The organism is Bacillota bacterium (assembly GCA_013314855.1).
GTDB lineage: Bacteria > Bacillota > Clostridia > Acetivibrionales > DUMC01 > Ch48.
Window position 1 is genome coordinate 1 of sequence record JABUEW010000069.1, and the last position, 22328, is coordinate 22328.

At 38.7% G+C, this 22328-nt stretch carries 18 protein-coding genes, 1 pseudogene and 1 riboswitch; of the genes and pseudogenes, 16 read left to right on the plus strand and 3 right to left on the minus strand.

What is annotated here, in order from left to right; translation table 11 throughout:
• The first annotated feature begins 295 nt into the window (after nucleotides 1–295).
• The 8 genes from HPY74_12485 to HPY74_12520 all read left to right on the plus strand — a co-directional run bounded on the left by HPY74_12485 (nucleotide 296) and on the right by HPY74_12520 (nucleotide 9617).
• Entirely contained in the window at nucleotides 296–562 is a 267-nt protein-coding gene (locus HPY74_12485; GenBank protein NSW91468.1) for an HPr family phosphocarrier protein, read from the plus strand.
• 91 nt (nucleotides 563–653) lie between these two features.
• A complete protein-coding gene (gene uvrC, locus HPY74_12490; protein NSW91469.1) occupies nucleotides 654–2468 on the plus strand; it encodes an excinuclease ABC subunit UvrC in 1815 nt (604 codons plus the stop codon).
• Between the two features lie 22 nt (nucleotides 2469–2490).
• Nucleotides 2491–3207, plus strand: coding sequence for a metallophosphoesterase (locus HPY74_12495; GenBank protein ID NSW91470.1), 717 nt, complete (start codon nucleotides 2491–2493; stop codon nucleotides 3205–3207).
• Between the two features lie 101 nt (nucleotides 3208–3308).
• Nucleotides 3309–4595, plus strand: coding sequence for a trigger factor (locus HPY74_12500; protein ID NSW91471.1), 1287 nt, complete (start codon nucleotides 3309–3311; stop codon nucleotides 4593–4595).
• Between the two features lie 78 nt (nucleotides 4596–4673).
• Nucleotides 4674–5258 (plus strand): ATP-dependent Clp endopeptidase proteolytic subunit ClpP, encoded by a 585-nt coding sequence (clpP, locus tag HPY74_12505; protein NSW91472.1) that lies wholly within the window; start codon nucleotides 4674–4676, stop codon nucleotides 5256–5258.
• 13 nt (nucleotides 5259–5271) lie between these two features.
• Complete coding sequence (clpX, locus tag HPY74_12510; GenBank protein NSW91473.1) at nucleotides 5272–6567, plus strand: ATP-dependent Clp protease ATP-binding subunit ClpX; 1296 nt, start codon at nucleotides 5272–5274, stop codon at nucleotides 6565–6567.
• A 138-nt stretch (nucleotides 6568–6705) separates the two neighbouring features.
• Entirely contained in the window at nucleotides 6706–8379 is a 1674-nt protein-coding gene (gene lonB, locus HPY74_12515; protein NSW91474.1) for an ATP-dependent protease LonB, read from the plus strand.
• Nucleotides 8380–8807: 428 nt separating this feature from the next.
• Nucleotides 8808–9617 (plus strand): undecaprenyl-diphosphate phosphatase, encoded by an 810-nt coding sequence (locus HPY74_12520; protein ID NSW91475.1) that lies wholly within the window; start codon nucleotides 8808–8810, stop codon nucleotides 9615–9617.
• Here the strand turns inward: HPY74_12520 and HPY74_12525 are convergent.
• Together HPY74_12525 and HPY74_12530 are read right to left on the minus strand one after the other, a co-directional pair.
• Nucleotides 9607–10959: a radical SAM protein gene (locus HPY74_12525; protein ID NSW91476.1), complete on the minus strand. Its 1353-nt coding sequence runs from the start codon at nucleotides 10957–10959 to the stop codon at nucleotides 9607–9609. The two genes, HPY74_12520 and HPY74_12525, sit on opposite strands and share 11 nt — an antisense overlap.
• Before the next feature lie 87 nt (nucleotides 10960–11046).
• Nucleotides 11047–11637, minus strand: a complete 591-nt coding sequence (locus HPY74_12530; GenBank protein NSW91477.1) for a TetR/AcrR family transcriptional regulator — start codon at nucleotides 11635–11637, stop codon at nucleotides 11047–11049.
• Nucleotides 11638–11866: 229 nt separating this feature from the next.
• A riboswitch (cobalamin riboswitch) is annotated at nucleotides 11867–12048 on the plus strand.
• Nucleotides 12049–12465: 417 nt separating this feature from the next.
• On the opposite strand from HPY74_12530, the pseudogene cbiE reads away from it, so the two are divergent.
• The 7 genes and pseudogenes from cbiE to tsaD all read left to right on the plus strand — a co-directional run bounded on the left by cbiE (nucleotide 12466) and on the right by tsaD (nucleotide 20314).
• A pseudogene (cbiE, locus tag HPY74_12535) lies at nucleotides 12466–13153 on the plus strand (precorrin-6y C5,15-methyltransferase (decarboxylating) subunit CbiE).
• A gap of 77 nt (nucleotides 13154–13230) precedes the next feature.
• On the plus strand, nucleotides 13231–14754 hold the full coding sequence (locus tag HPY74_12540; GenBank protein NSW91478.1) for a cobyric acid synthase: 1524 nt from the start codon (nucleotides 13231–13233) through the stop codon (nucleotides 14752–14754).
• Nucleotides 14755–14764: 10 nt separating this feature from the next.
• On the plus strand, nucleotides 14765–15760 hold the full coding sequence (gene cobD / locus HPY74_12545) for a cobalamin biosynthesis protein CobD (GenBank protein ID NSW91479.1): 996 nt from the start codon (nucleotides 14765–14767) through the stop codon (nucleotides 15758–15760).
• 26 nt (nucleotides 15761–15786) lie between these two features.
• The gene (locus HPY74_12550) at nucleotides 15787–16899 is read left to right on the plus strand and encodes a threonine-phosphate decarboxylase (protein ID NSW91480.1); all 1113 of its coding nucleotides are present in this window, start codon (nucleotides 15787–15789) and stop codon (nucleotides 16897–16899) included.
• A gap of 57 nt (nucleotides 16900–16956) precedes the next feature.
• The gene (cobK, locus tag HPY74_12555) at nucleotides 16957–17784 is read left to right on the plus strand and encodes a precorrin-6A reductase (GenBank protein NSW91481.1); all 828 of its coding nucleotides are present in this window, start codon (nucleotides 16957–16959) and stop codon (nucleotides 17782–17784) included.
• Entirely contained in the window at nucleotides 17735–19147 is a 1413-nt protein-coding gene (locus tag HPY74_12560; GenBank protein NSW91482.1) for a cobyrinate a,c-diamide synthase, read from the plus strand. Before cobK ends, HPY74_12560 begins: the two co-directional genes overlap by 50 nt.
• Nucleotides 19148–19291: 144 nt before the next feature.
• On the plus strand, nucleotides 19292–20314 hold the full coding sequence (gene tsaD, locus HPY74_12565; GenBank protein NSW91483.1) for a tRNA (adenosine(37)-N6)-threonylcarbamoyltransferase complex transferase subunit TsaD: 1023 nt from the start codon (nucleotides 19292–19294) through the stop codon (nucleotides 20312–20314).
• A 372-nt stretch (nucleotides 20315–20686) separates the two neighbouring features.
• Here the strand turns inward: tsaD and HPY74_12570 are convergent, their stop codons facing one another.
• Nucleotides 20687–21022 (minus strand): hypothetical protein, encoded by a 336-nt coding sequence (locus tag HPY74_12570; GenBank protein ID NSW91484.1) that lies wholly within the window; start codon nucleotides 21020–21022, stop codon nucleotides 20687–20689.
• 232 nt (nucleotides 21023–21254) lie between these two features.
• Here HPY74_12570 and HPY74_12575 point away from each other — a divergent pair, with 232 nt between their 5' ends.
• Nucleotides 21255–22103 carry a PHP domain-containing protein gene (locus HPY74_12575; GenBank protein ID NSW91485.1) on the plus strand — a complete coding sequence of 283 codons (849 nt, stop codon included), beginning with the start codon at nucleotides 21255–21257 and terminating at the stop codon, nucleotides 22101–22103.
• Nucleotides 22104–22328: the final 225 nt, after the last annotated feature.

Sequence of the window (22328 nt, forward strand, 5' to 3'; positions counted from 1 at the left end):
TGTTAATCCGACGAGGGATAAGCAAATCAACTGTATGAGCAAAATAATTACATTGATGTGCTATTAAATTTTATTCAAATTATTTTGCGAGTTTGATTTGCCCCGAAGTGAATTTACAGGCTCTAGAGGCCTGGAGCACCGTTTCCGGAATATAATGGGTCATGGGAAGAAAATGCGCCCAGTAGAGGAGAGGATATTTTCTTTTTCAATGATTTTTTGATATAATATAATTACCGATAAAATGAGTCTGGTTGAGGAGTTTCTTCTAAAACTGTGTTAGGAGGTCAAAGTTAGCATGATGGCAAAAGAAATTATAATAAAAAATAAGATAGGACTACAGTCAAAGACGGCAGCAGTTTTTATTCATAAAGCTACTAATTTTAAGTCAAATATATGGATAGAAAAGGACGAGAGAAAGGCGAATGCAAAAAGTCTTCTTGGTTTATTATCCCTTGGAATAGGAGTTGGTTCTAAGGTAATTCTTACTGCCGAGGGTGAAGATGAGGAATTAGCTATACAGGTGCTGGAAGGATATTTGACCTCAGAAATGGAAGAGGAATGAGGAATAATTATCTAAAGAAATTTATTTAAACAATATTATTGTTGAAGATTATTGTTGAAGGAGAGTGGAGTTGACCCAAAAGTCTTGAGAGATGTTTAATATTAATGAGGAATTGAAAAAACTGCCCGAAAAACCGGGCGTTTATATTATGAAAGATGAAAATGGGGACATAATTTATGTGGGAAAAGCTGTTAATTTAAGAAACCGCGTCAGGCAATATTTTCAATCTTTATCAGGACAGACACCAAAGGTGCAGGTGATGGTTTCCAAAATAAAAAGTTTTGAGTATATTGTTACTGATTCCGGGGTAGAGGCATTAATACTGGAGTGCAACCTGATTAAGAGGCATAAGCCTAAATTTAATATTTTGCTAAAGGATGATAAAAATTACCCATATATAAAAGTTACTGTTAATGAAGAATATCCCCGTATATTTATAACCAGAAAAATTGAAAAGGATGGGGCAAAATATTTTGGCCCCTATACAAGTGTAAGTGATGTGAGACGGATTGTTAATTTGTTAAAAAAAATATTTCCCGTAAAAAGTTGCAGCAAAAAATTGCCTGAAGGCATTGGAAAGGGAAGGCCATGTTTGAATTATTACATTAATCAATGTGTAGCTCCATGCCGGGGATTGATCAGTAAAGAGGAATATAATGTGCTTATAAAAGATATATGTAGTTTCCTGGGGGGAAGACAGGAGGAATTATTGGAAAAATTGGAAAAAGAGATGCTGGAAGCTTCCGAAAATATGGATTATGAAAGGGCTGCAGACCTCAGGGATAAAGTTTTCAGTATAAATAACATGTTCCAGCAACAAAGGGTGCTTTCTACATCATTGGAAGATGAGGATGTAGTGGCTTTAGCTAAAAAAGATAAGTATGCCTGTATACAGATATTCTTTGTAAGGGGTGGCAAGATCATAGGAAGAGAAAATTTTATATTTGATAATATTGAGGAAGATGACAGGGAACTTATGGGTTCCTTTATCAAGCAGTTTTATAATGCATCGAAGTTTATTCCTGGAGAAATACTTCTTCAATTGGAAATTGATGATATGGATTTAATTGAAAACTGGCTTGGGGAGAAAAGGGGTGAAAACGTTTATATAAAGGTCCCAAAAAGAGGAGAAAAATTTAAGCTTATAAATATGGTTTCCCAGAATGCGATGATTTACCTGGAGAATTTTCTCCAAACAGACAAAAAGGAAGGACAAATCCATAGAGATATATTAAAAAGCCTTGCCGGGTTATTGGAAATTGATGATATCCCCGCAAGAATAGAAGCATATGATGTTTCCAATATGGGCTTTACAGAAATTACAGGTTCAATAATTGTTTTTGAAAATGGACAGCCTTCACCGAAAAACTATCGCAGGTTCAGAATAAAATCTTTGGACAGAAACAACGACTATGCAGCCATGCAGGAAATGGTTTTTAGGAGGTTCAGGAGAGGAGAAGAATTTTTAATATTTCCTGACTTAATACTTGTAGATGGGGGAGTAGGCCATGTAAATGCAGTTATTGAAGTCTTAAAACAGTTGAAGGTAAACATCCCGGTATTTGGCATGGTAAAGGATGATGAGCATCGTACCAGGGGTTTGGTGTCACCCAATAGTGAGTATAATTTATCCGACAATCTGCCTTTATTGAGGTTTGTTACTTCAATTCAGAATGAGGTGCACAGGTTTGCAGTGGAATATAATAGAAAACTTAGAGAAAAAAGATACCGAAAATCCGTATTGGACAAGATACCCGGCATAGGGAGCAAACGGAAACGTGAGCTTATAAAACATTTTGGGTCAATAAATAAAATCAAGGCAGCAGAAGTTGATGAATTAATGGCTGTTGGGGGAATAAGCAAGAAAATAGCAGAAAACATATATAATTATTTTAGAAAACCATAAACCTTAATAGGAGTACGGCATTATGGCAATATTTGTAATTTCAGACCTTCATTTGGCCCTAGGGGTAAATAAACCAATGGATATGTTTGGAGACAGATGGATTAACTATATGGGGAGATTAAAAAAATCATGGGAGGATGTTGTTTCCGATGGTGATTACGTCATTATCCCCGGAGATATTTCTTGGGCTACTTACCTTGAACAAAGCTATGAAGATTTTAAATTTCTTAATGCTCTGCCGGGAAAAAAGATTATATTGAAAGGTAATCATGATTATTGGTGGACAACTTTAAGGAAACTTGAAACTTTTATGGAGAAAAACAATTTTTTTACAATAAAATTTTTACACAACAATTGCTACAAAATAGAAAATATAATTCTATGTGGTACCAGGGGGTGGAAATGTCCGGGTGATGATGAGTTTGGAGAAGAAGACAAAAGAATATATTACAGGGAGCTTCAACGCCTGGAATTATCCTTGAAATGTGCAGCTAAAATTACCGGTAATACTTCTCCGGAAAGTATTATTGTAGCTATGCATTATATTCCTTTTAATACCAAAAGGGAATCTTCGGATTTTGTCGAAATAATGCAAAGGTATAATGTTAAGATGTGCCTTTATGGGCACTTACACGGAGAAGGTATTAGAAGTGTAGTAGAGGGTAAAATAGGGGAAATAGAATATCGGCTGGTTTCTGCCGATTATTTGGAATTCAAACCTATGAGGCTGGACTTATGATAATTATTAGTTTTCAACTTTTTTCAACCTTTTTATTGGAATTGGCGAGGTAATATGTTATAATGTAAAAGTTAATTTAATAATGGGAGGACAAGAGTTAAATGAACGTAAAAGTAGAAGATGTGGAAAAAAATGTTTTGCAGCTCGAAATAGAAGTTGATGCAAGCAAATTTGAAGAAGGAATGGAAAAGTCCTTTAGGAAAAATTCCGGTAAATTCAACGTTCCGGGTTTTAGAAAGGGGAAAGCGCCCAGGAAAGTTGTAGAAAGGTATTATGGTGAACAGGTACTATATGAGGATGCTATAAACTTTATTTGCCCTGAAGCATATGAACGTGCAATAAAAGAGAATAATATACATCCCGTGTCTCAGCCTGAAATTGATATAGTGCAGATAGGAAAAGGACAAAACTTTATATTTACTGCAAAAGTTACAGTAAAACCTGAAGTTGAACTTGGAGAGTATATAGGCGTGGAAGTAGATAAACAAGAGATAAATGTTACAGATGAGGATGTTGAAAAAGAACTAAATATGATAGCTGAAAAGAATTCAAGGTTGATTAATATAGAAGACAGGGGAATTCAAGAAGGCGACATAGCTATAATAGATTTTGAAGGATTTATTGACGGTAAATCTTTTGAAAATGCTAGAGCATCCGACTATTACCTTACTATAGGGTTAGGACAGTTTATACCTGGCTTTGAAGAGCAATTGATAGGGGCAAAAGTGGATGAAGAACTTGAAATAAATGTAACTTTCCCTGAAGAATATAAAGATGTTGAATTTGCCGGGAAGCCTGCATTGTTTAAGGTTAAGATAAAAGGAATTAAAAGAAAAGAAATTCCTTTTATTGACGACGAATTCGCTAAAGATGTAAGTGAATTTGACACACTTGATGAATATAAGGTGGATTTGAAAAATAAAATTATTGAGAGGGAAGAACGCCGAGTAAAACGTAAAATTGAAGAAGACATAATAAAAAAAGTTGTAGAGAATGCTAAAGTAGATATTCCGCAGGTTATGATTGATAAAAGGATTGACAGTTTATTGCAAGATTTAGATTTAAAGCTACGTTACCAGGGAGCTAACCTGGAGACCTACTTGAAAGTGACAAACACGGATATAGAAGCTTTAAGGGGAAATTATAATGAAGTGGCTTATAACGATGTAAAAACACAGCTTGTACTAGAAAAAATCCAGGAAGTAGAAGGCATCGATGTTACAGAAGATGAAGTTGAAGAAGAAATAAAAAAACTTGCCGATAGCAGTAAAAAAAGTTATGAAGAATTTAAGAAACTTTTAAGTGAAGATAATATAGTATATATTAGGAGCAGTTTAATGGTAAACAAGGTGGTTGAATTTCTTGTTAAAAATGCAAAATTTGTTTGATAAACAGCAGAGTTTATTTGAAAGATATAAGGGAAAGAATATACAAAGTATATTAAATTTGAAAAAGGAGGAGTAACCATGAGTCTTGTACCAATAGTTATTGAGCAGACAAACCGAGGTGAGAGGTCTTATGATATTTACTCAAGGTTGCTTAAGGACAGGATAATTGTATTGAGTGACGAGATTAATGATATTACTGCCAGTTTAGTTATAGCACAAATGCTGTTTCTTGAAGCAGAGGACCCTGACAAGGACATACAATTATATATAAATAGCCCTGGTGGCTCTATTACTGCCGGTTTTGCCATATATGATACCATGCAATATGTAAAGCCTGATGTTCAGACAATATGTGTAGGCATGGCTGCAAGTATGGGGGCTTTTCTTCTGGCAGCAGGGACAAGGGGAAAGAGGTATGGCCTTCCGAACAGTGAGATAATGATCCATCAGCCCCTTGGCGGAATAAGAGGTCAGGCTACCGATATTAAGATTCATACTGACTGGCTGATAAAAATCAAGAATAAATTAAACCATATTTTAAGTGAAAGAACCGGGCAGCCATTAGAAAAAATAGAAAGAGATGTTGAAAGGGATTTCTTTATGTCTGCAGATGAAGCAAAAGCTTATGGAATAATTGATGAAGTTATGGAAAGAAGGAAGTAAATGAGGTGAAGAGATGTCCAGATATGATGATAAAAAACAATTGAAGTGCTCGTTCTGCGGTAAGTCGCAAGATCAAGTAAGAAGGCTTGTTGCAGGTCCTGGTGTTTATATTTGCGATGAGTGTATTGAATTATGTTCTGAAATAATTGATGAGGAGTTTGAAGAAATAGGTATTGACACGGAATATGAACATATACCGAAACCCAGGGAAATTAAGAGTTTTCTAGACCAATATGTTATTGGGCAGGAGCGAGCAAAAAAAATATTATCAGTGGCTGTTTATAACCATTACAAGAGGGTATATTCGGATGCCAAGCTGGGGGATGTAGAACTACAGAAAAGTAATATAATAATGCTGGGACCTACAGGTTCAGGTAAAACTTTACTTGCTCAGACCTTGGCTAAATTGTTAAATGTACCATTTGCAATTGCAGATGCTACATCTCTTACGGAAGCAGGATATGTGGGAGAGGATGTGGAGAATATACTCCTGAAACTGATACAGGCAGCAGATTATGATATTGAAAGGGCAGAAAAAGGGATTATATATATTGATGAAATTGATAAAATAGCAAGAAAATCCGACAACCCGTCAATAACGAGAGATGTCAGCGGTGAAGGCGTACAACAGGCATTGTTAAAGATCCTTGAGGGGACCGTAGCCTCCGTACCTCCCCAGGGTGGAAGAAAACACCCCCACCAGGAGTTTTTGCAGATTGATACCACAAATATACTTTTTATATGTGGGGGGGCTTTTGAAGGAATAGATAAAATTATCCAAAATAGGATTGGTAAGAAAGTAATAGGGTTTGGTGCTAATATTGAAGGAGCAAAAGAAAAAGATGTTGGAGAAATATTAAACCACATCCTACCTCAGGATTTATTAAAATACGGCATGATACCTGAGTTTGTTGGAAGAGTGCCTATTATTGTTACATTGCATTCCCTAGATAAAGAAGCTTTGATTAAAATACTGACAGAACCTAAAAATGCTTTGGTTAAGCAGTATCAGAAGTTGTTCGAGATGGATGGAACAATACTTGAGTTTACTGAGGAAGCTATTGAAAGTATTGCTCAAAAAGCTTTGGAAAGAAATACCGGGGCCAGGGGTTTAAGAGCAATTATTGAAGAAATTATGCTTGATGTAATGTTTGATATACCTTCAGAGAGCAGTATTGAAAAATGCATAGTTACTAAGGAGACGGTTGAGGAAAAATGTCCTCCTCAAATTATAATTAACGAAAACAAAAAACCTTACAGAAAGCCCACTACAAAAAAGTCCAGGGTTAAAAGGGAGTCGGTTTCATAGATACTCTTTTTAGACACTCAAAGCCGTAAAAAGTCCTGAACCTATTGAAAAGGTGAGGGACTTTTTTTTATCTTTTAAAATTTGGGATAAAAATATCTTCTTGGTAAATACTATCTTAAGAAAAGGAGGTATAACGGCATGCTAACAAATACTTTTTTTATTATACAGTTTCTTTTCTCAATTATTATAGGTTTATATTTTTTGAACCTGTTAAAATCTCAACAGGTCAGTAAATCTGCTATTGAAAAGGAATCGAAAAAAGAGATTGAAAAGCTGCGGAAACTGAGGGAAATTAGGCTTACAGAACCTTTATCGGAAAAGACCAGGCCATCTACCCTAGATGATATAGTAGGACAGGAACAGGGCCTTAAAGCTCTTAGGGCAGCTTTATGCGGCCCTAACCCTCAACACATAATAATCTACGGACCACCCGGTGTTGGAAAAACTGCCGCTGCAAGGGTAGTATTGGAAGAAGCAAAAAAGGTACCTGCTTCTCCTTTTAATTCGGATGCCAAGTTTGTAGAAATTGATGCGACGACACTAAGGTTTGATGAAAGGGGTATTGCAGATCCCCTTATAGGATCTGTACATGACCCAATTTACCAAGGTGCAGGGGCTTATGGCGTTGCAGGAATACCTCAGCCAAAACCTGGGGCCGTAACAAAAGCTCATGGAGGAGTGCTTTTTTTAGATGAAATCGGAGAACTTCATCCAATACAAATGAATAAGTTGTTAAAGGTATTAGAAGACAGAAAAGTATTTCTGGAAAGCTCATATTATAGTTCGGAAGATCCAAACATTCCTGCTCACGTGCATGAAATTTTCCAAAAGGGTCTTCCCGCAGATTTCAGGTTAATTGGCGCTACTACTAGAGATCCGGAGGATATTTCCCCTGCTTTAAGGTCAAGGTGTGTGGAGATATTTTTCAGGCCATTGTATCCTCATGAAATTGCATTTATTGCCAGGAAAGCTTCTTTAAAAGGTGGTTTCAGGATAGAAGACGGGGTGGATGAGCTTGTTTCGAAATATGCACAAAATGGAAGGGATGCAGTAAATATAATCCAAATGGCTGGTGGGATAGCTCTTGTTGAAAACAGAAATGTTATTTTAAAAAAAGATATTGAGTGGGTTATAGAGTTTGGACACTATAGTCCCAGAATAGAAAAAAAGGCATGTGCTGCAGAACAAATAGGGTACATGAATGGATTGGCTGTTTTTGGTAATTCTACAGGAATGGTAATTGATATTGAGGTTTCAGCAATTAAGGCAAAAAGCGGAAAAGGGATAATAAAAATTACCGGTATAGCAGAAGAAGAGGAATTGGATGGCAAAGGTCATAAGATAAAAATGATTAGTTCTGCCAAAGCATCTGTAGAAAATGCCCTGACAGTTTTAAAAAGATTCGTAGATGTAGATTGCGCCAAATATGATATTCACCTGAACTTTCCGGGAGGAATTCCTATTGATGGGCCATCAGCAGGAATTGCAATAGCTGTTGCTTTATATTCCGCTATAATGAATATCCCTGTTAATGGTGATTTAGCAATGACAGGAGAGTTGTCAATAAGAGGCAAGGTGAAACCTGTGGGGGGTATTATTGTAAAGCTGGAGGCTGCAAAACAGGCCGGTATAAAAAAAGTACTTATCCCGAAAGAAAACTGGCAGGAGCTATATAATAACATGGGTATTGATGTTATACCTGTTGATAGTATAAGTGAAGTATTGGATATTACTTTTAATGGAAACAGCAAAAACATAAATAATGTATTTATAAGAAATACTTCTACCAATATAATGACTGTTACTTCATAAAAAACTTAATACGGGCGCATTTTATTTTTATGAAGAATAATATGGCAAATGTCGATTTCCCCGTATATATTCACTTCAGCAACGGATTGTAACGTTTAAGTCTACGGAAAAATTCTACCCGTCACATTCACCATCCATGGTTCAGGTGACGGCTCACGACATCCGTGTCGTGAATTACGAATTTTTCCTTGCCTTAAACATGACAATCCGTAAGCTTTGTTCAAATTATATACTTTGGAAATCGTATAATGCCATATTTTACATCATATACGGAAAATGCGCCCATACAGGATACAGGAAATACTGTTTACAAATTATACTAAAAGTATTATGATTATAAAAGTATTATAGATAGGATAAAAAGCATAAATTATTAAAGTTAAAAGTTGTGGGTTATGGGCGAATGTATTTTAAAGGGGGAGAGTATATTGAATGTGTTGCAAGGCATAATTTTGGGTTTGGTACAGGGGTTGGGAGAATTTTTGCCAATAAGCAGTTCAGGGCATCTTGTCCTTTTTCAAAAAATGTTTGGCCTTGAAGAAGGTGTACTTACTTTTGATATAGCTGTGCATTTAGCAACTCTTATAGGAGTATTCTATGTTTTATGGGATGATATAATAGGTATTTTTAAAAAACCGCTAGGCAAATTGCCTCTGCTGATAATAGCAGGGACGATTCCTACAGCACTTATAGGTTTTGCTTTTAATGATCTTTTTAAAAGGCTTTTCGTGACAGGTGCCAGTTTAGGTATTGATTTCATCCTGACAGGACTTGCCTTATGGTATGCTGAAACTGTAAAAAGCAAAAACAAGAAGATTAATGAAACAACATACACAGATGCCGCTTTAGTAGGTGTTGCTCAAGGAGTAGCTATTCTTCCGGGGATTTCCCGTTCGGGATTTACTCTTGCAGGTTCATTAATTAGGGGACTTAACAGAGAATTTGCAATAAAATTTTCTTTCCTAATGTCAATACCTGCAATACTAGGGGCCGCTGCCAAAGATGGGTATGACCTTTTGAAAGCAGGAGGTACCCTTGGGGCTGGCATCGAATTGTGGCCCCTTTTGGCAGGTATGGTAACGGCAGCCATATCCGGCTATATAGCGGTAAAATTTATGTTAAGAAAGATTTCTAAGGTAAATTTAAAGATTTTTTCCTGGTATGTCTTTGCTATAGGGATCTTTGTCTTAATTGATCAGTTGTTTTTCGGCAAATTTTTCGAGAAACTTATTTTTTAGCTTTATTACTTGCATACCATAATTCATCTGCTGTTTTTGCCCATTGCCTTGATATATCCTGGCATTTATCGGTAAGAGTATCAACATCCTCAGCATCAAGAGATTGGGTTGAAACAGCTTTCGAATTATGAACCATGGCCTTGAGCTTATCGGGATTATCCAACAGTGGGCAGGGCCTTAAATGGTTCTCATTAAAAGGCTGGTGTTCCCTATACTGCAGGAATAAGGGCGATTTTAACGCCTCCAAAAGGCTTACGTCTTTAATATTAACATTTGAATAATGTATAAAAGCACAAGGTTCTACATCGCCATTTGCATTAATATGGAGATAATGTCTTCCCCCTGCAATACAGCCCCCTATAAATTCACCGTCATTCCAGAAATCAATAAGGAATAAGGGCTTTTTCTCCCTTAATTCTCTTACACGATGATACATATATTTACGTTGCGCAGGAGTTGCCAATAGGTTCAATGCAGCGTTTTTCCCCAAGGGAATATAAGTGAAATACCAACCAAATAAACACCCCTTTTCAATCATCAGATCAATATATTCATCGCTACCAACCAGTTCAGTATTCTTAGCGTGATAACATGTAGAAAAACCAAATCCCAGCCCCCGCTCTTTTAAAAGGTCCATTGCATTCATAACTTTTTTAAATGTACCTTTTCCACGGCGCATGTCGGTTTCTTCTTCAAAGCCTTCAATACTAATAGCAAGAAAGAAATTACCTACACGTTCCAGTTCATCGGCGAATTCTTCATCTACAAGGGTTGCATTGGTAAATGCAAGAAAAATGCATTCGTTGTGATTTTCGGCAAGCCTGATAAGGTCCTTCTTTCTAAGAAGCGGCTCACCCCCTGAAAAAATGTACACATAAATGCCCAATTCTTTTCCTTCATTAATAATCCGGTCTAAAATTTCATAGCTTAAGGAATCTGTCTTTTTGTATTCTTGAGCCCAGCATCCGATGCATTTAAGATTACATGCTGCTGTAGGATCCATTAGAACTGCCCAAGGAATGTTGCAATTGTATTTTGCTTTCATTTTATCAATCTGCGGTGCGCCGAAAATACCGGCATTAACCATGTAATTCATGAAAAACTTTGACCTTACTTTTGGATTTACTTCGGTCATTACCCTTTGTATAAATTTGTTCCAGCAATTATCCGGATCGGAAGTTATTTCCCTGAACATCTGTATTGTTTTCTTGGTCTCTTCTTTAGTAGCCAGCTTTTCAGCCCAGTTGATTATTTTAGGTATGTTTTCGACGGGATTTTTTTCAATATAACTATAGCCCTCTTTTAATACTGCTGTACTCAATATTTGTTTTGCAGACTTCATAAATATCTACCCCCTGATTATTTTTATAATTTGTTATATAATATAATAATAGTCGCGTCTATATAAACACTAGTGTCAATAAAAAAATTAAGCCCGCAAACCGTCTATCAAAATATTAACAGTTTTTAAGTGCTCATCTACTGAATCTGTTTTATCATATGAAAGATGAAGCACCAATGATTCTAAAAGGGCATAAAGGGTAATAGTCATTTTTTCATTGTCTACCGGTTTTATTTCTCTGGATTTTATGCCTTCATACAGTAGTTGCTTAAATGCATTACGTATTTCCTGCATGCTTTCATACATCCTATTGAAGATATAATTATTTTCTCTTCTCATAATAAGCCAGTAGTCAATTAATGCTATTATCATATTACTATTTTTATATTCTGTAACTAACCTGGAAATTAAAATTTTAATTTTGTCGATAAAAGATACATCCTTTAGCTCCATAACCCTTTTAAACTCGTTCTTAATAATTCCTGTTATGTGGATAAGAGCATACTGGAATATTTCATCCTTATTCTTAAAATACCTGTATAATGTTGTACGTCCAATACCACATTTTTCTGATATATCGACCAAGTTTGTGTTATAATAGCCTTTCTCAATAAATACCATCAGAGCTTTTCTGGTAATTTCTTCTTTTCTCTTATCATGATCAACAATTTTTGGCAATGTTTCATCTCCTTTGTATATTTTTATGGACATATGTGTCATTAATAATTATACTCTCTGTTCTTTGTTTTTGTCAATAAAAATTAGAGGTTTGCGGAGGCGCATTTTCTTTATAAAAATAAAATGCGCCCGGTTTACGGTAAGGATACATATAAAATAGTAATAATTTACAAAATATCTTAAATAATTTATAGAGTCTTATTGTTATTGAAGATATAATTAATTACAGTCTAATAAATAAGCAGCAAGTGACCGGTACATAACCGGTATAATAGGGAAACGGGTGAGAATCCCGTGCGGTCCCGCCGCTGTATGAGGGGAGAAGTCCTTAAAAAACCACTGGATATCCGGGAAGGTCAGGATGACGATGAACCTTGAGCCAGAAGACCTGCTTGCGCTAGATTCATTGTTGAACCTACGAGCGATAGGGAGATGAACAGTAAATGCGGTATGCACATCATGTAAAAATATTTCCTTCTGTCAATGTAGGACAGGAGGGTTTTTCATGTGGAGCAGCTTTCTGCTGTATAATATCTTTTTTACATCTCGATAGCCGCTTTCAAGCCTTCCCTTCCTATTGCAATTAAGTCCTATGGAAGGATGTGCCCTCCGGCCTAAAAATATTTGCGCGGGCAGAGTTTACTGCTGACAGCCGAATTGATGTAAAAGCCGGGGAGGGAAAGTGATTGAATCCTGGGGATTTGCCGTTGCTGTGCATGGATGAACAGGCAAACAAGATTATTATGGAGCTGAGAAATAGTGGGAGATAAGAGAATATACATAGCAGGTATTGGGCCGGGGAATATTGACCTTGTCACTCCTGCTGCCATGAAAGCGATAGAAGACTGTGATGTCTTGATCGGCGGAAGAAGAAACCTGGAATTGTTTGATTGCCTTATGAAGGAAAAAGTTGAAATAACCAGTGACCTTGAGCCGGTGTGCACATATATATTGGGAAATGCAGGGCGAAAAAAAATTACTGTGCTTGCTACGGGTGACCCTGGAATATTCAGCATATCTGAGTTTCTTAAACGTCGGCTTCCGGATGTAAAGCTGGAAATCATACCAGGAATCAGCTCTTTCCAGTACCTCTGCAGCAGGATAGGAATAAGCTGGCATGATAAGGGAATATACACTTCCCGGCGTTTCCCAGACGGTGATTCTCACAAGAATGGAGGGTAGGACCGGGGTACCGGAAAGGGAAAGCATCCAGTCCCTTGCCATTCACAATGCAACTATGGTTATTTTTCTTAGCGTACATATGCTGGAGCAATTAGTGGAAAGGCTCCGTTCGGGATATACGGACGACACGCCGATTGCAGTAGTGTATAAGGCCTCCTGGCCGCAGCAGAAGATTATTGAAGGTACCCTTGGAGACATTTGTGAAAAAGTAAGGGAAGAGAGTATAGAAAGGACTGCACTGATTGTTGTGGGACGCTTTCTGGGGGAAACCTACGAGTTGTCGAAGTTGTACGATAAAAACTTCTCGCATGGGTTTAGGTGTAAAGATGGATAAAAACGCGGTCATCACTTGAAGAACAAGACAGACCTATTAAACAGTAAGGAGGAATGCGTGTGAGTGCTAAAAGTATCATGATACAAGGGACAGCATCTTCAGTAGGCAAAAGTCTCATTACAGCGGGACTATGCAGGATATTCCGGCAGGACGGCTTAAAGGTTGTCCCTTTTAAATCACAGAATATGGCTTTGAATTCCTTCATTACTGCCGACGGCCTGGAGATGGGCAGGGCACAGGTAGTTCAAGCGGAAGCTGCGGGGGTGGAACCGGATGTGCGTATGAACCCTATACTTCTTAAGCCGACTACCGATAAAAAAGCCCAGGTGATTATAAACGGGAAGGTCTACGGTAATATGTCCGCCACGGAATACCATAATTTCAAACCACGGCTGAAAGATATGATTAAGAAAACCTATGATCAGCTGGCTTCGGAGAATGACATTATTGTGATTGAAGGAGCGGGAAGCCCAGCGGAAATCAACCTGAGGGACAGGGATATCGTCAATATGGGGATGGCGGAGCTTGCCGATGCACCTGTCCTGCTGGTGGGGGATATCGATAAGGGAGGTGTGTTTGCCTCTCTTGCAGGGACCATGTTACTTTTACCTGAGGAGGAAAAACGGAGGGTTAAAGGAGTCATTATCAACAAGTTCAGAGGAGATCTCGAGATATTGAAACCTGGGATCAAGATGATTGAGGATATCATCCGTGTACCGGTCATAGGGGTGATACCTTATGCAAAGCTTGCTATCGATGATGAGGACAGCGTTTCCGAAAAGCTTTCGGTAAAAAGGCAGGAAGGCATCTGTGAAATCGATATTGCCGTCATCCGACTGCCTCATATTTCGAATTTTACCGACTTCAACGCCCTGGATAATGTTTCGGGGGTCATGGTAAGGTATGTGGAGGATGTTGCCGGCTTGAATTGTCCTGATATGGTCATCCTGCCGGGTACGAAGAATACTATGGGCGATATGTTATATCTCAGAGATTCAGGACTGGAAAAGGCGATTATCCTGCTGAACGTTAATGGGATTCCGGTTTTTGGGATATGTGGAGGTTACCAAATGCTGGGTGCGGAAATATACGACCCCTACAATGTTGAGAGCGGGCTTGAGAAGGTTGCTGGAATAGGACTTCTGGATGCAGTAACCGTGATGCAGAAGGAAAAGCGTACATTACAGGTGGAGGCGGAAATATGCGATGATCCTGGAATCCTTGAGGGTACGCAGGGCTTGAAGGTAAAAGGCTATGAAATCCATATGGGAATAACTACTCCCGGCAGTGGCTGCCGGCCATTTTCAATGATTTGCCGGAATGGAAATCCCGCTTTAGGACAGCCAGACGGAGCCTGTGACAAGGAAGGAAAAGTAGTGGGCACGTATATCCATGGTATATTTGACAACAGTGAATTTATGATGCGGATAATAAACAACTTGAGAAGAAAAAAAGGCCTGCACGAGTTGGATAGGCAAGGGTTGGACCATAATGCATTTAAACAGATGGAGTATGACAGGCTTGCGCAGCTTATAAGGGAGCACGTGGATATGACAAAGGTTTATGAAATCATGAATAACTGGAAGGAAGGGACTGTATGATATGGACAAAATGCTCGTGTTCGATATTGCAGCAGCCTATCTCATAGATTTTGCAGCGGGAGATCCCAACTGGCTTCCCCATCCGGTCAGGCTGATCGGCTGGCTTATTTCCAGGCTGGAAGGACTACTCCGGTCCATGGTCGATGCTGTAACTCGGAGATATGGCGTTGAAAAAGGCAGGATGGAGAGAATAGCGGGCGGTTTCCTGGCGCTTTCGGTCTTATCGGCCACTTTTATGGCTGTTTTCCTTATACTTGATGTGGCAAGAGTTATCCACCCGATTTTGTTCCATGCATTGAACATCTATTTCATATATTCCGCTTTTGCGGCCCGGTGTCTGGGGGATGAAGCAATGAAGGTGTACAGGTCGCTGGTTGAAAACGACCTGCCGGAGGCAAGGAAAATGGTGGCGATGCTTGTAAGCAGGGAAACAGACAAGTTGGACGAAAAGGAGGTTATCCGTGCAGTGGTGGAGACTACCGCAGAAAATACTGTGGATGGCGTCATATCGCCTATCCTATTCACCGTCCTGGGTTCCTTTTTCGGAATCGCTGCGCCGCTGGCTTATACCTTCAAGGCGGCAAGCACCCTGGATTCCATGGTGGGTTATATGAATGATAAATATATAAACTTCGGCAGGGCATCGGCAAAGCTGGATGATGCACTGAATTTTATTTCAGCCAGGTTATCCGGCCTAATTATACCGATAGCAGCTTTTCTCTGCGGAAAGGATTTTGTAAGAAGTTTCCGGATCATGCTCCGGGACAGGAGGAAGCACAAGAGTCCCAATTGTGCTTACCCGGAGGCTGCAGTGGCTGGAGCGTTAGGTATCAGGCTCGGGGGGAACAGTGTTTATTTTGGAAGCATCGTAGAAAAGCCTACCATCGGAGATGCCGAAAAACATCTGGAGGTCAGCAGTATCACCGATACTGTTAAAATTATGTATGTTTCATCATTCATAACTTTGCTGGTCAGCCTGGGCATATTACTTGTACATATCTTATAAATAGACAAACTCAGGAGGTTTAATATATGTCGCAAAAATTCGTAGAAGAACATGGAGGTAACATCCATAAGGCCTCAAAGATATTAAACATGAAGATTAATGACATTATTGATTTCAGCGCCAATATAAATCCCCTGGGGATACCACCGGCTTTAAAGGAAACCCTGATCTCAAGTATCGATACATTGGTGTATTACCCTGATCCAGAATATCACCGATTGCGCAGTCAATTGTCAGATTATACCGGCGTACCTTCCGGCAGGATTATTCCGGGTAATGGCTCTTTGGAAATTATTTTCCTATTGCTAAAGGTGTTAAAACCGAAAAATATTCTGATCCCTGCTCCTTCTTTCTCGGAGTACGAAAAAGCTGCAGCGGATTTCGGTATCAATATACGATTTTTTAAATTGAAGGAAGAAGAAAGTTTCAGGCTGAACATAAACAGGCTGAGGAAGGAAATATCGGTGGGTGTCGAATGTATCCTGATATGTAACCCGAATAACCCTACATCTACACTTGTTTCATTTGAAGAAATGAAGCTCATCATTGATTTAGCTTCTCGGTATAAGACAACAATCATTATCGATGAAGCTTTTATCGAACTTACAGTGGGGGGAGCATGCAACTCCATGGCAAACCTGGTGGGAAAATATGACAATCTCTTCATCATCAGGGCTTTCACAAAAGTGTTTGCAGTACCGGGGTTGAGGCTGGGCTACGGTATCGGGAATGAAGAACTGGTGGCAACGATGCGCTCAAAGCAGCAGCCCTGGTCGGTTAATATCCTGGCCGCATGTGCAGGGAATTACCTGGTCGATGCGGAGGAATACCTGCAGAGAACGGAAGCCTGGTTGATTGAGGAAAAGGAATGGCTTTACGAAAGTATGAAAGCTATTCCAGGTCTCAAGCCGTTTAAACCGGATACCAATTTTATACTGGTAAAGCTTTGCGGCACCAAGAATGCGACAGAGCTGGAGGAAAGTATGGCCCAAAGAGGTATTCTAATCCGGAATGCTTCCAACTTCAGGTTTCTTGATGAGCACTTCTTCCGGGTTGCTGTCAGGGATAGGGCGAGTAACCGAAGCTTGGTCGAAGCTCTTAAGGAAGAGATGAAGTCGAAACGCTTGGTTTTCCAATAAAGGTAACTTTGTGAAGTACATTTGCTATGTATGAAGAAAAAGCTGGAGGGATAGAGATTGTTTAAGGTTCTGGTCATTGCAGGTACAGTGGATGCGCGAAAGATCATAGAAGCACTTATTCGATCCGGTGTGGATATTACCGCTACAGTAACAACACGGTTAGGAGGAAGTCTCTTAAAGCATTACGAGGGAGTAGACGTACGGGAGGGCAAGCTCACGCTGCAGGGGATGATCCAGCTAATAGACCAAATAAAAGCAGGGTGTGTTGTGGATGCATCTCATCCCTTTGCCAGGGATGCTTCAGCAAATGCTATTGAGGCAAGTAAAAGGATGTCCATCCCCTACTTGCGCTATGAAAGGCCAAAAACAGCTGTTAATGATGAGGGAGTCATAAGAGTCAAGGATTTTGAAGAGGCAGTAGAAAAGTTGAAGGACTTTACAGGGAACATTTTTCTGGCAATAGGAAGCAGCAAGCTTGACCTGTTTATCAGGATCCCGGAATTTAAAAAGAGGATATTCGCCCGAGTGCTTCCGGATAGTAAGGTGCTTGATAAGTGCGAAAAATTGGGGTTTGATGCCGGTAATATACTTGCACTTAAAGGCCCTTTTTCCGAAGCAATGAACATGGAAGTATTAAAGCACTGCAGCGCTTCGGTGATGGTAACAAAGGACAGTGGAAGTGCCGGTGGAAATGAAGAGAAAATCAGCGCTGCCCGGAAACTTGGGATTCCTGTGATTATGGTAGAGCGTCCTCAAATAGATTATGGTTGTGAAGTAAATACTGTCGATGATGTAATAGCCCTTATAAAAAAATTGAAGACAGGGGGAATGAAGTGTGAACAGACCGAGGATCATAATTGCAGGGACAAACAGCGGCTGCGGTAAAACCACTGTATCTGCAGGTTTAATGGCTGCACTGATTAAAAAAGGTATAAGGGTACAGCCCTTCAAGGTAGGACCAGACTATCTCGACCCTATACTCCATACCTTTGTAACCGGAAGGTATTCAAGGAACCTGGACAGCTGGCTGCTGGACGAAAAGACACTGATGTATCTGTTCTGTAAAAACTCAACCAGGTGTGACATTTCTGTCATTGAGGGGGTTATGGGCTTTTATGATGGCTTCGACGGTAGTTGTATCGAAGGCAGCACAGCCCATGTTTCGAGGATATTGAAGAGCCCAGTCATTCTTGTGGTAAATGCGCGTGGCATGTCTCTGAGTGTAGCGGCCATGGTGAAGGGATTTATGGACTTTAAGGGCGGAGCTGATGTACGGGGCGTGATTTTAAATAAGATAAGCAGTCATGCTTTATTTCTATATTTGAAGGATATAATTGAAGAAAATACAGGTGTAAGAGTATTGGGATATATTCCGCAATCGGAGGATTATGTACTGCCGGAACGGCACCTTGGACTGGTGCCGGGAGGAGAGGTGCCGGACTTGAAGGATAAAATTGAGAGGCTGACAGAGGTAGTCAGTAAAACTATTGATCTGGAGCTTCTAATGAGGATTGCAAAGAATACTCCTGAATTGGAGATACCTGCAGAGGAACCTGCTTTTCTATTTAAAAAATCGGAAATAAAAGCAAGGATTGCGGTTGCAATGGACAGTGCGTTTAATTTCTACTACCGGGACAACCTGGAGCTTCTGGAAGCGCTGGGGGCAGATTTGGTCTATTTCAGTCCGCTTAACGATGAAAGGCTACCGGAAGGAATTGATGGTATATATTTCGGAGGAGGTTACCCGGAGATTTTTGCAGAAGGGCTTCTAAAGAATTACTCCATGCGGGAGGACGTGAGATTCAGACTTTTTAATGGCCTTCCCGCTTATGCGGAATGTGGAGGACTGATGTACCTTTGCCGGACATTAAAGGATATGCAAGGAAATACCTTTGAAATGTCAGGAGTTTTTCCTGCGCAATGTGAGATGACCGTTTCATTACAGCACTTTGGGTATGTGAATATAAATATCCTGGAAAATTGTACCCTTGGAGAACCCGGGTATACAACCCGTGCCCATGAGTTTCATTATTCGATTATAAATATGGATGAGAGCCATGAAAAACTTGGTATATACAATTGCTATGAAGTGTCAAAGCAGAAGAGAAAAAGAGAGAACCTTAGGTGGAGGGATGGATGGAAGCTTAAAAATACACTGGCAGGATATCCCCATATCCATTTCTGGTCGAACCCGGAACTTGCAAGGAGATTAGTTGAAAACTGTGCAGCGTCGAGAAAGAAAGGATAGAGGTAATATTTTCACGGGATGTTGACTTAAAAAATGAATATTGACTTAAAAAATGTTGAATAATATTTATTTCAGTTATAAAATAAATAGATAAATAGCAGTTGTAGAATTAGCATAAGTGTGGATAAAATGTGGGTGAATGATTTGAAAGATATAATTATACTTGGAATAGAGACAAGTTGTGATGAAACATCTGCCTCGGTGGTGAAAAACGGAAGGGAAATATTGTCAAATATAATTTCATCACAGATTTCCATCCACCGGAAATATGGAGGAGTTGTACCGGAAATAGCATCCAGAAAACATGTCGAGCTTATAATTCCGGTAATAGATGAGGCAGTTAAAGAGGCAGGAATTGCTATTAATCAAGTGGATGTAATTGGGGTTACGTATGGCCCAGGGCTTGTAGGAACTTTGCTGGTAGGCATTTCAGCAGCCAAGGCGCTGGCTTTGGCCCTGAACAAACCCTTGATAGGAGTCCACCATATTGAAGGCCATATTGCGGCAAATTATCTTGAATACAGGGAACTGGAACCTCCTTTTATATGTCTGGTTGTATCAGGAGGGCATAGCCATATTGTTTATGTTGAAAGTTATATTAATTTTAAAGTAATAGGAAAGACAAGAGATGATGCAGCGGGAGAAGCCTTTGACAAGGTAGCAAGGGCAATAGGGCTTGGATATCCGGGGGGACCGCTGATAGATAAAATGGCAAAGCATGGTAACAAAAACGCTATCAATTTTCCAAGGGCACATTTTAACGACAGCAGTCTTGATTTTAGTTTTAGCGGATTGAAAACTGCAGTAATAAATTATATAAATAATAATCAAAACCAAAAGGATAAAAAGCTATCTTTAGAGGATATAGCTGCAAGTTTTCAACAGGCTGTAATAGATATGCTGGTAAGTAATACTCTTATAGCTGCAGAGCGGAAAAATATGAAAAAGATTGCATTGGCCGGGGGAGTAGCTTCAAACTCTTCTTTAAGGGAAGAAATAGTGAAATTAGCAAAAGAAAAGGGCATGGAGGTTTATTATCCAAGGCCGGTATTATGTACTGACAATGCAGCCATGATAGCGTGTGCAGCATATTATGGGTATTTGAACGGGATTATCTCCGATTTTTCTTTAAATGCCGTGCCGGGTTTGAGACTTGGAGAAAAGTAGTGAAGGTAGATCTTACAATTTTCATCGTATAAAGAAAGTTATCCACAAGAGAAGAGGATATTAATGTTTACAGCATGTACCAAGCGATATAATTTTATGTTTTTAAAAATGCTGAAAACTGTGGATTGTGCAAATTATGTCGAAATGTATTTTCGGTAAACAAATCTGAAAAACAGCTGAACACATTGAAAATGAAGGGTTTTGTGAGAATAATAGTCGGATAAAATAATTGTTTATTATTATTGAAAATTGTAGATTATTCGATGTTAATAATGTGGAAACTGCATTAAAAATCGAAATTTGCATTATTTTATATTGTGGATAACAATGTGGATATTGTGGATTAACAATATAGGATAGTTTACATAAAATTTACTTTGTGCCATTTAAAATAATTGATTTAACTTCATGTTTCATAATGAATTTGGAACATGCTTTCTTTTTAGTGCCGTCAAAGCATCTGACGGAAAATAATCTGCATAACCCTGACGATTGCCGAGAATTTAGATTTTTCTCATGAAGGATAAAATTGGCACAGTCTATGCATTTATAATCCATTTCCTTAAAAGATTTGAGATTAGGAATAAATTTGTGGCGTATACATACAAAATCAGCAGAAATAACACCTTTACTTACACAAAGCACATCATTAGTAAAAGGTATTGGTCTGCTTTTTATACAGTTTGCACACGATTTTACAGGTTTCATTGTAATCCCCCTTCCGTATGTAAAGACACAAGCTATATTATACCATTGTGTGAGTTAATATGGAATAAAGTGGGAAATAATGAAATGATATTTCTTTTTAAACCGGCTTGATAATTTATTTTACAAATGTATAATCAAATGTATAATCAAGGTGGGCAATGAGAACATTCAGAACATTTATATGCTAAAAGTGAAAGATGAGATATGGAAAGCTTGGAAATGAGGGATTTAAATGCATAGAATTATAGATTTACACACTCATTCAACAGCATCGGACGGAAGTATGAGTCCTGCAGAACTGGTAAGACATGCAAAAGCTTCGGGTTTAGCAGCAATAGCGTTAACAGATCATGATACCGTTGACGGGATAGAAGAGGCAATTGAAGAAGGTGAGAATATCGGTATAGAAGTACTGCCAGGTATTGAAATCGGTGTGGATTTTAGACGGGAGATGCATATATTAGGCTATTTCAAGGATAAGAATTACATGAATATTGCCGATAAGATTTCTTTTCTTAAAAAAAACCGTGAAGAACGTAATAATAAGACTATTGAAAAGCTTAATGAGATGGGGTTTTACATTACCATCGATGATGTTCAAAAAAAAGCTAAAGGGAATATTGTTGGAAGGCCTCATATAGCAGAGGCAATGGTAGAAAAAGGATATGCCGGTTCTATAACTGATGCTTTTACAAGGTATCTTGCATATGGAAAACCTGCCTATTTTAAAAAAGAGAAATTAACGCCTTGTGAAGGTATTGAAGAAATTACCAGGGCAGGTGGGATACCTGTATTGGCACATCCTATCTTATTGCAGTTTCCCATACAAGAACTGGACAGTCTTTTATATGAGCTTGTTTCTTATGGATTAAAAGGAATTGAGGCATACTATGTGGAGAATACCGATTCTTTTACCGACAAGACAATTGAGCTTGCGAAAAAGCATAACCTGATCATAACAGGAGGTACGGATTTCCACGGTACATTTAAGCCTGATATTAAAATTGGGACCGGATACGGCAATTTAATGGTACCATATGAATTACTTGTGAAATTGAGAAAAGCGTTAAATGGAACATAAATGTAAAACCGTGGAATGCAGGGCGCATTTTCTTCCTATATGGAAAATGCGCCCCGGAACGTAGAATGATCTTGACAATCCGAGTTAAACTGCTATAATCCCAAGTTTGACACTTGGAAGAAATAAAAATCCTGTAAAGTCTTGATATGAAAGGCTTTGCAGGATTCCTTGCTGTTATAAAATTTGCGTACTTTTTTTATTTTTTCGTCTCTTTAAAAATTTTTT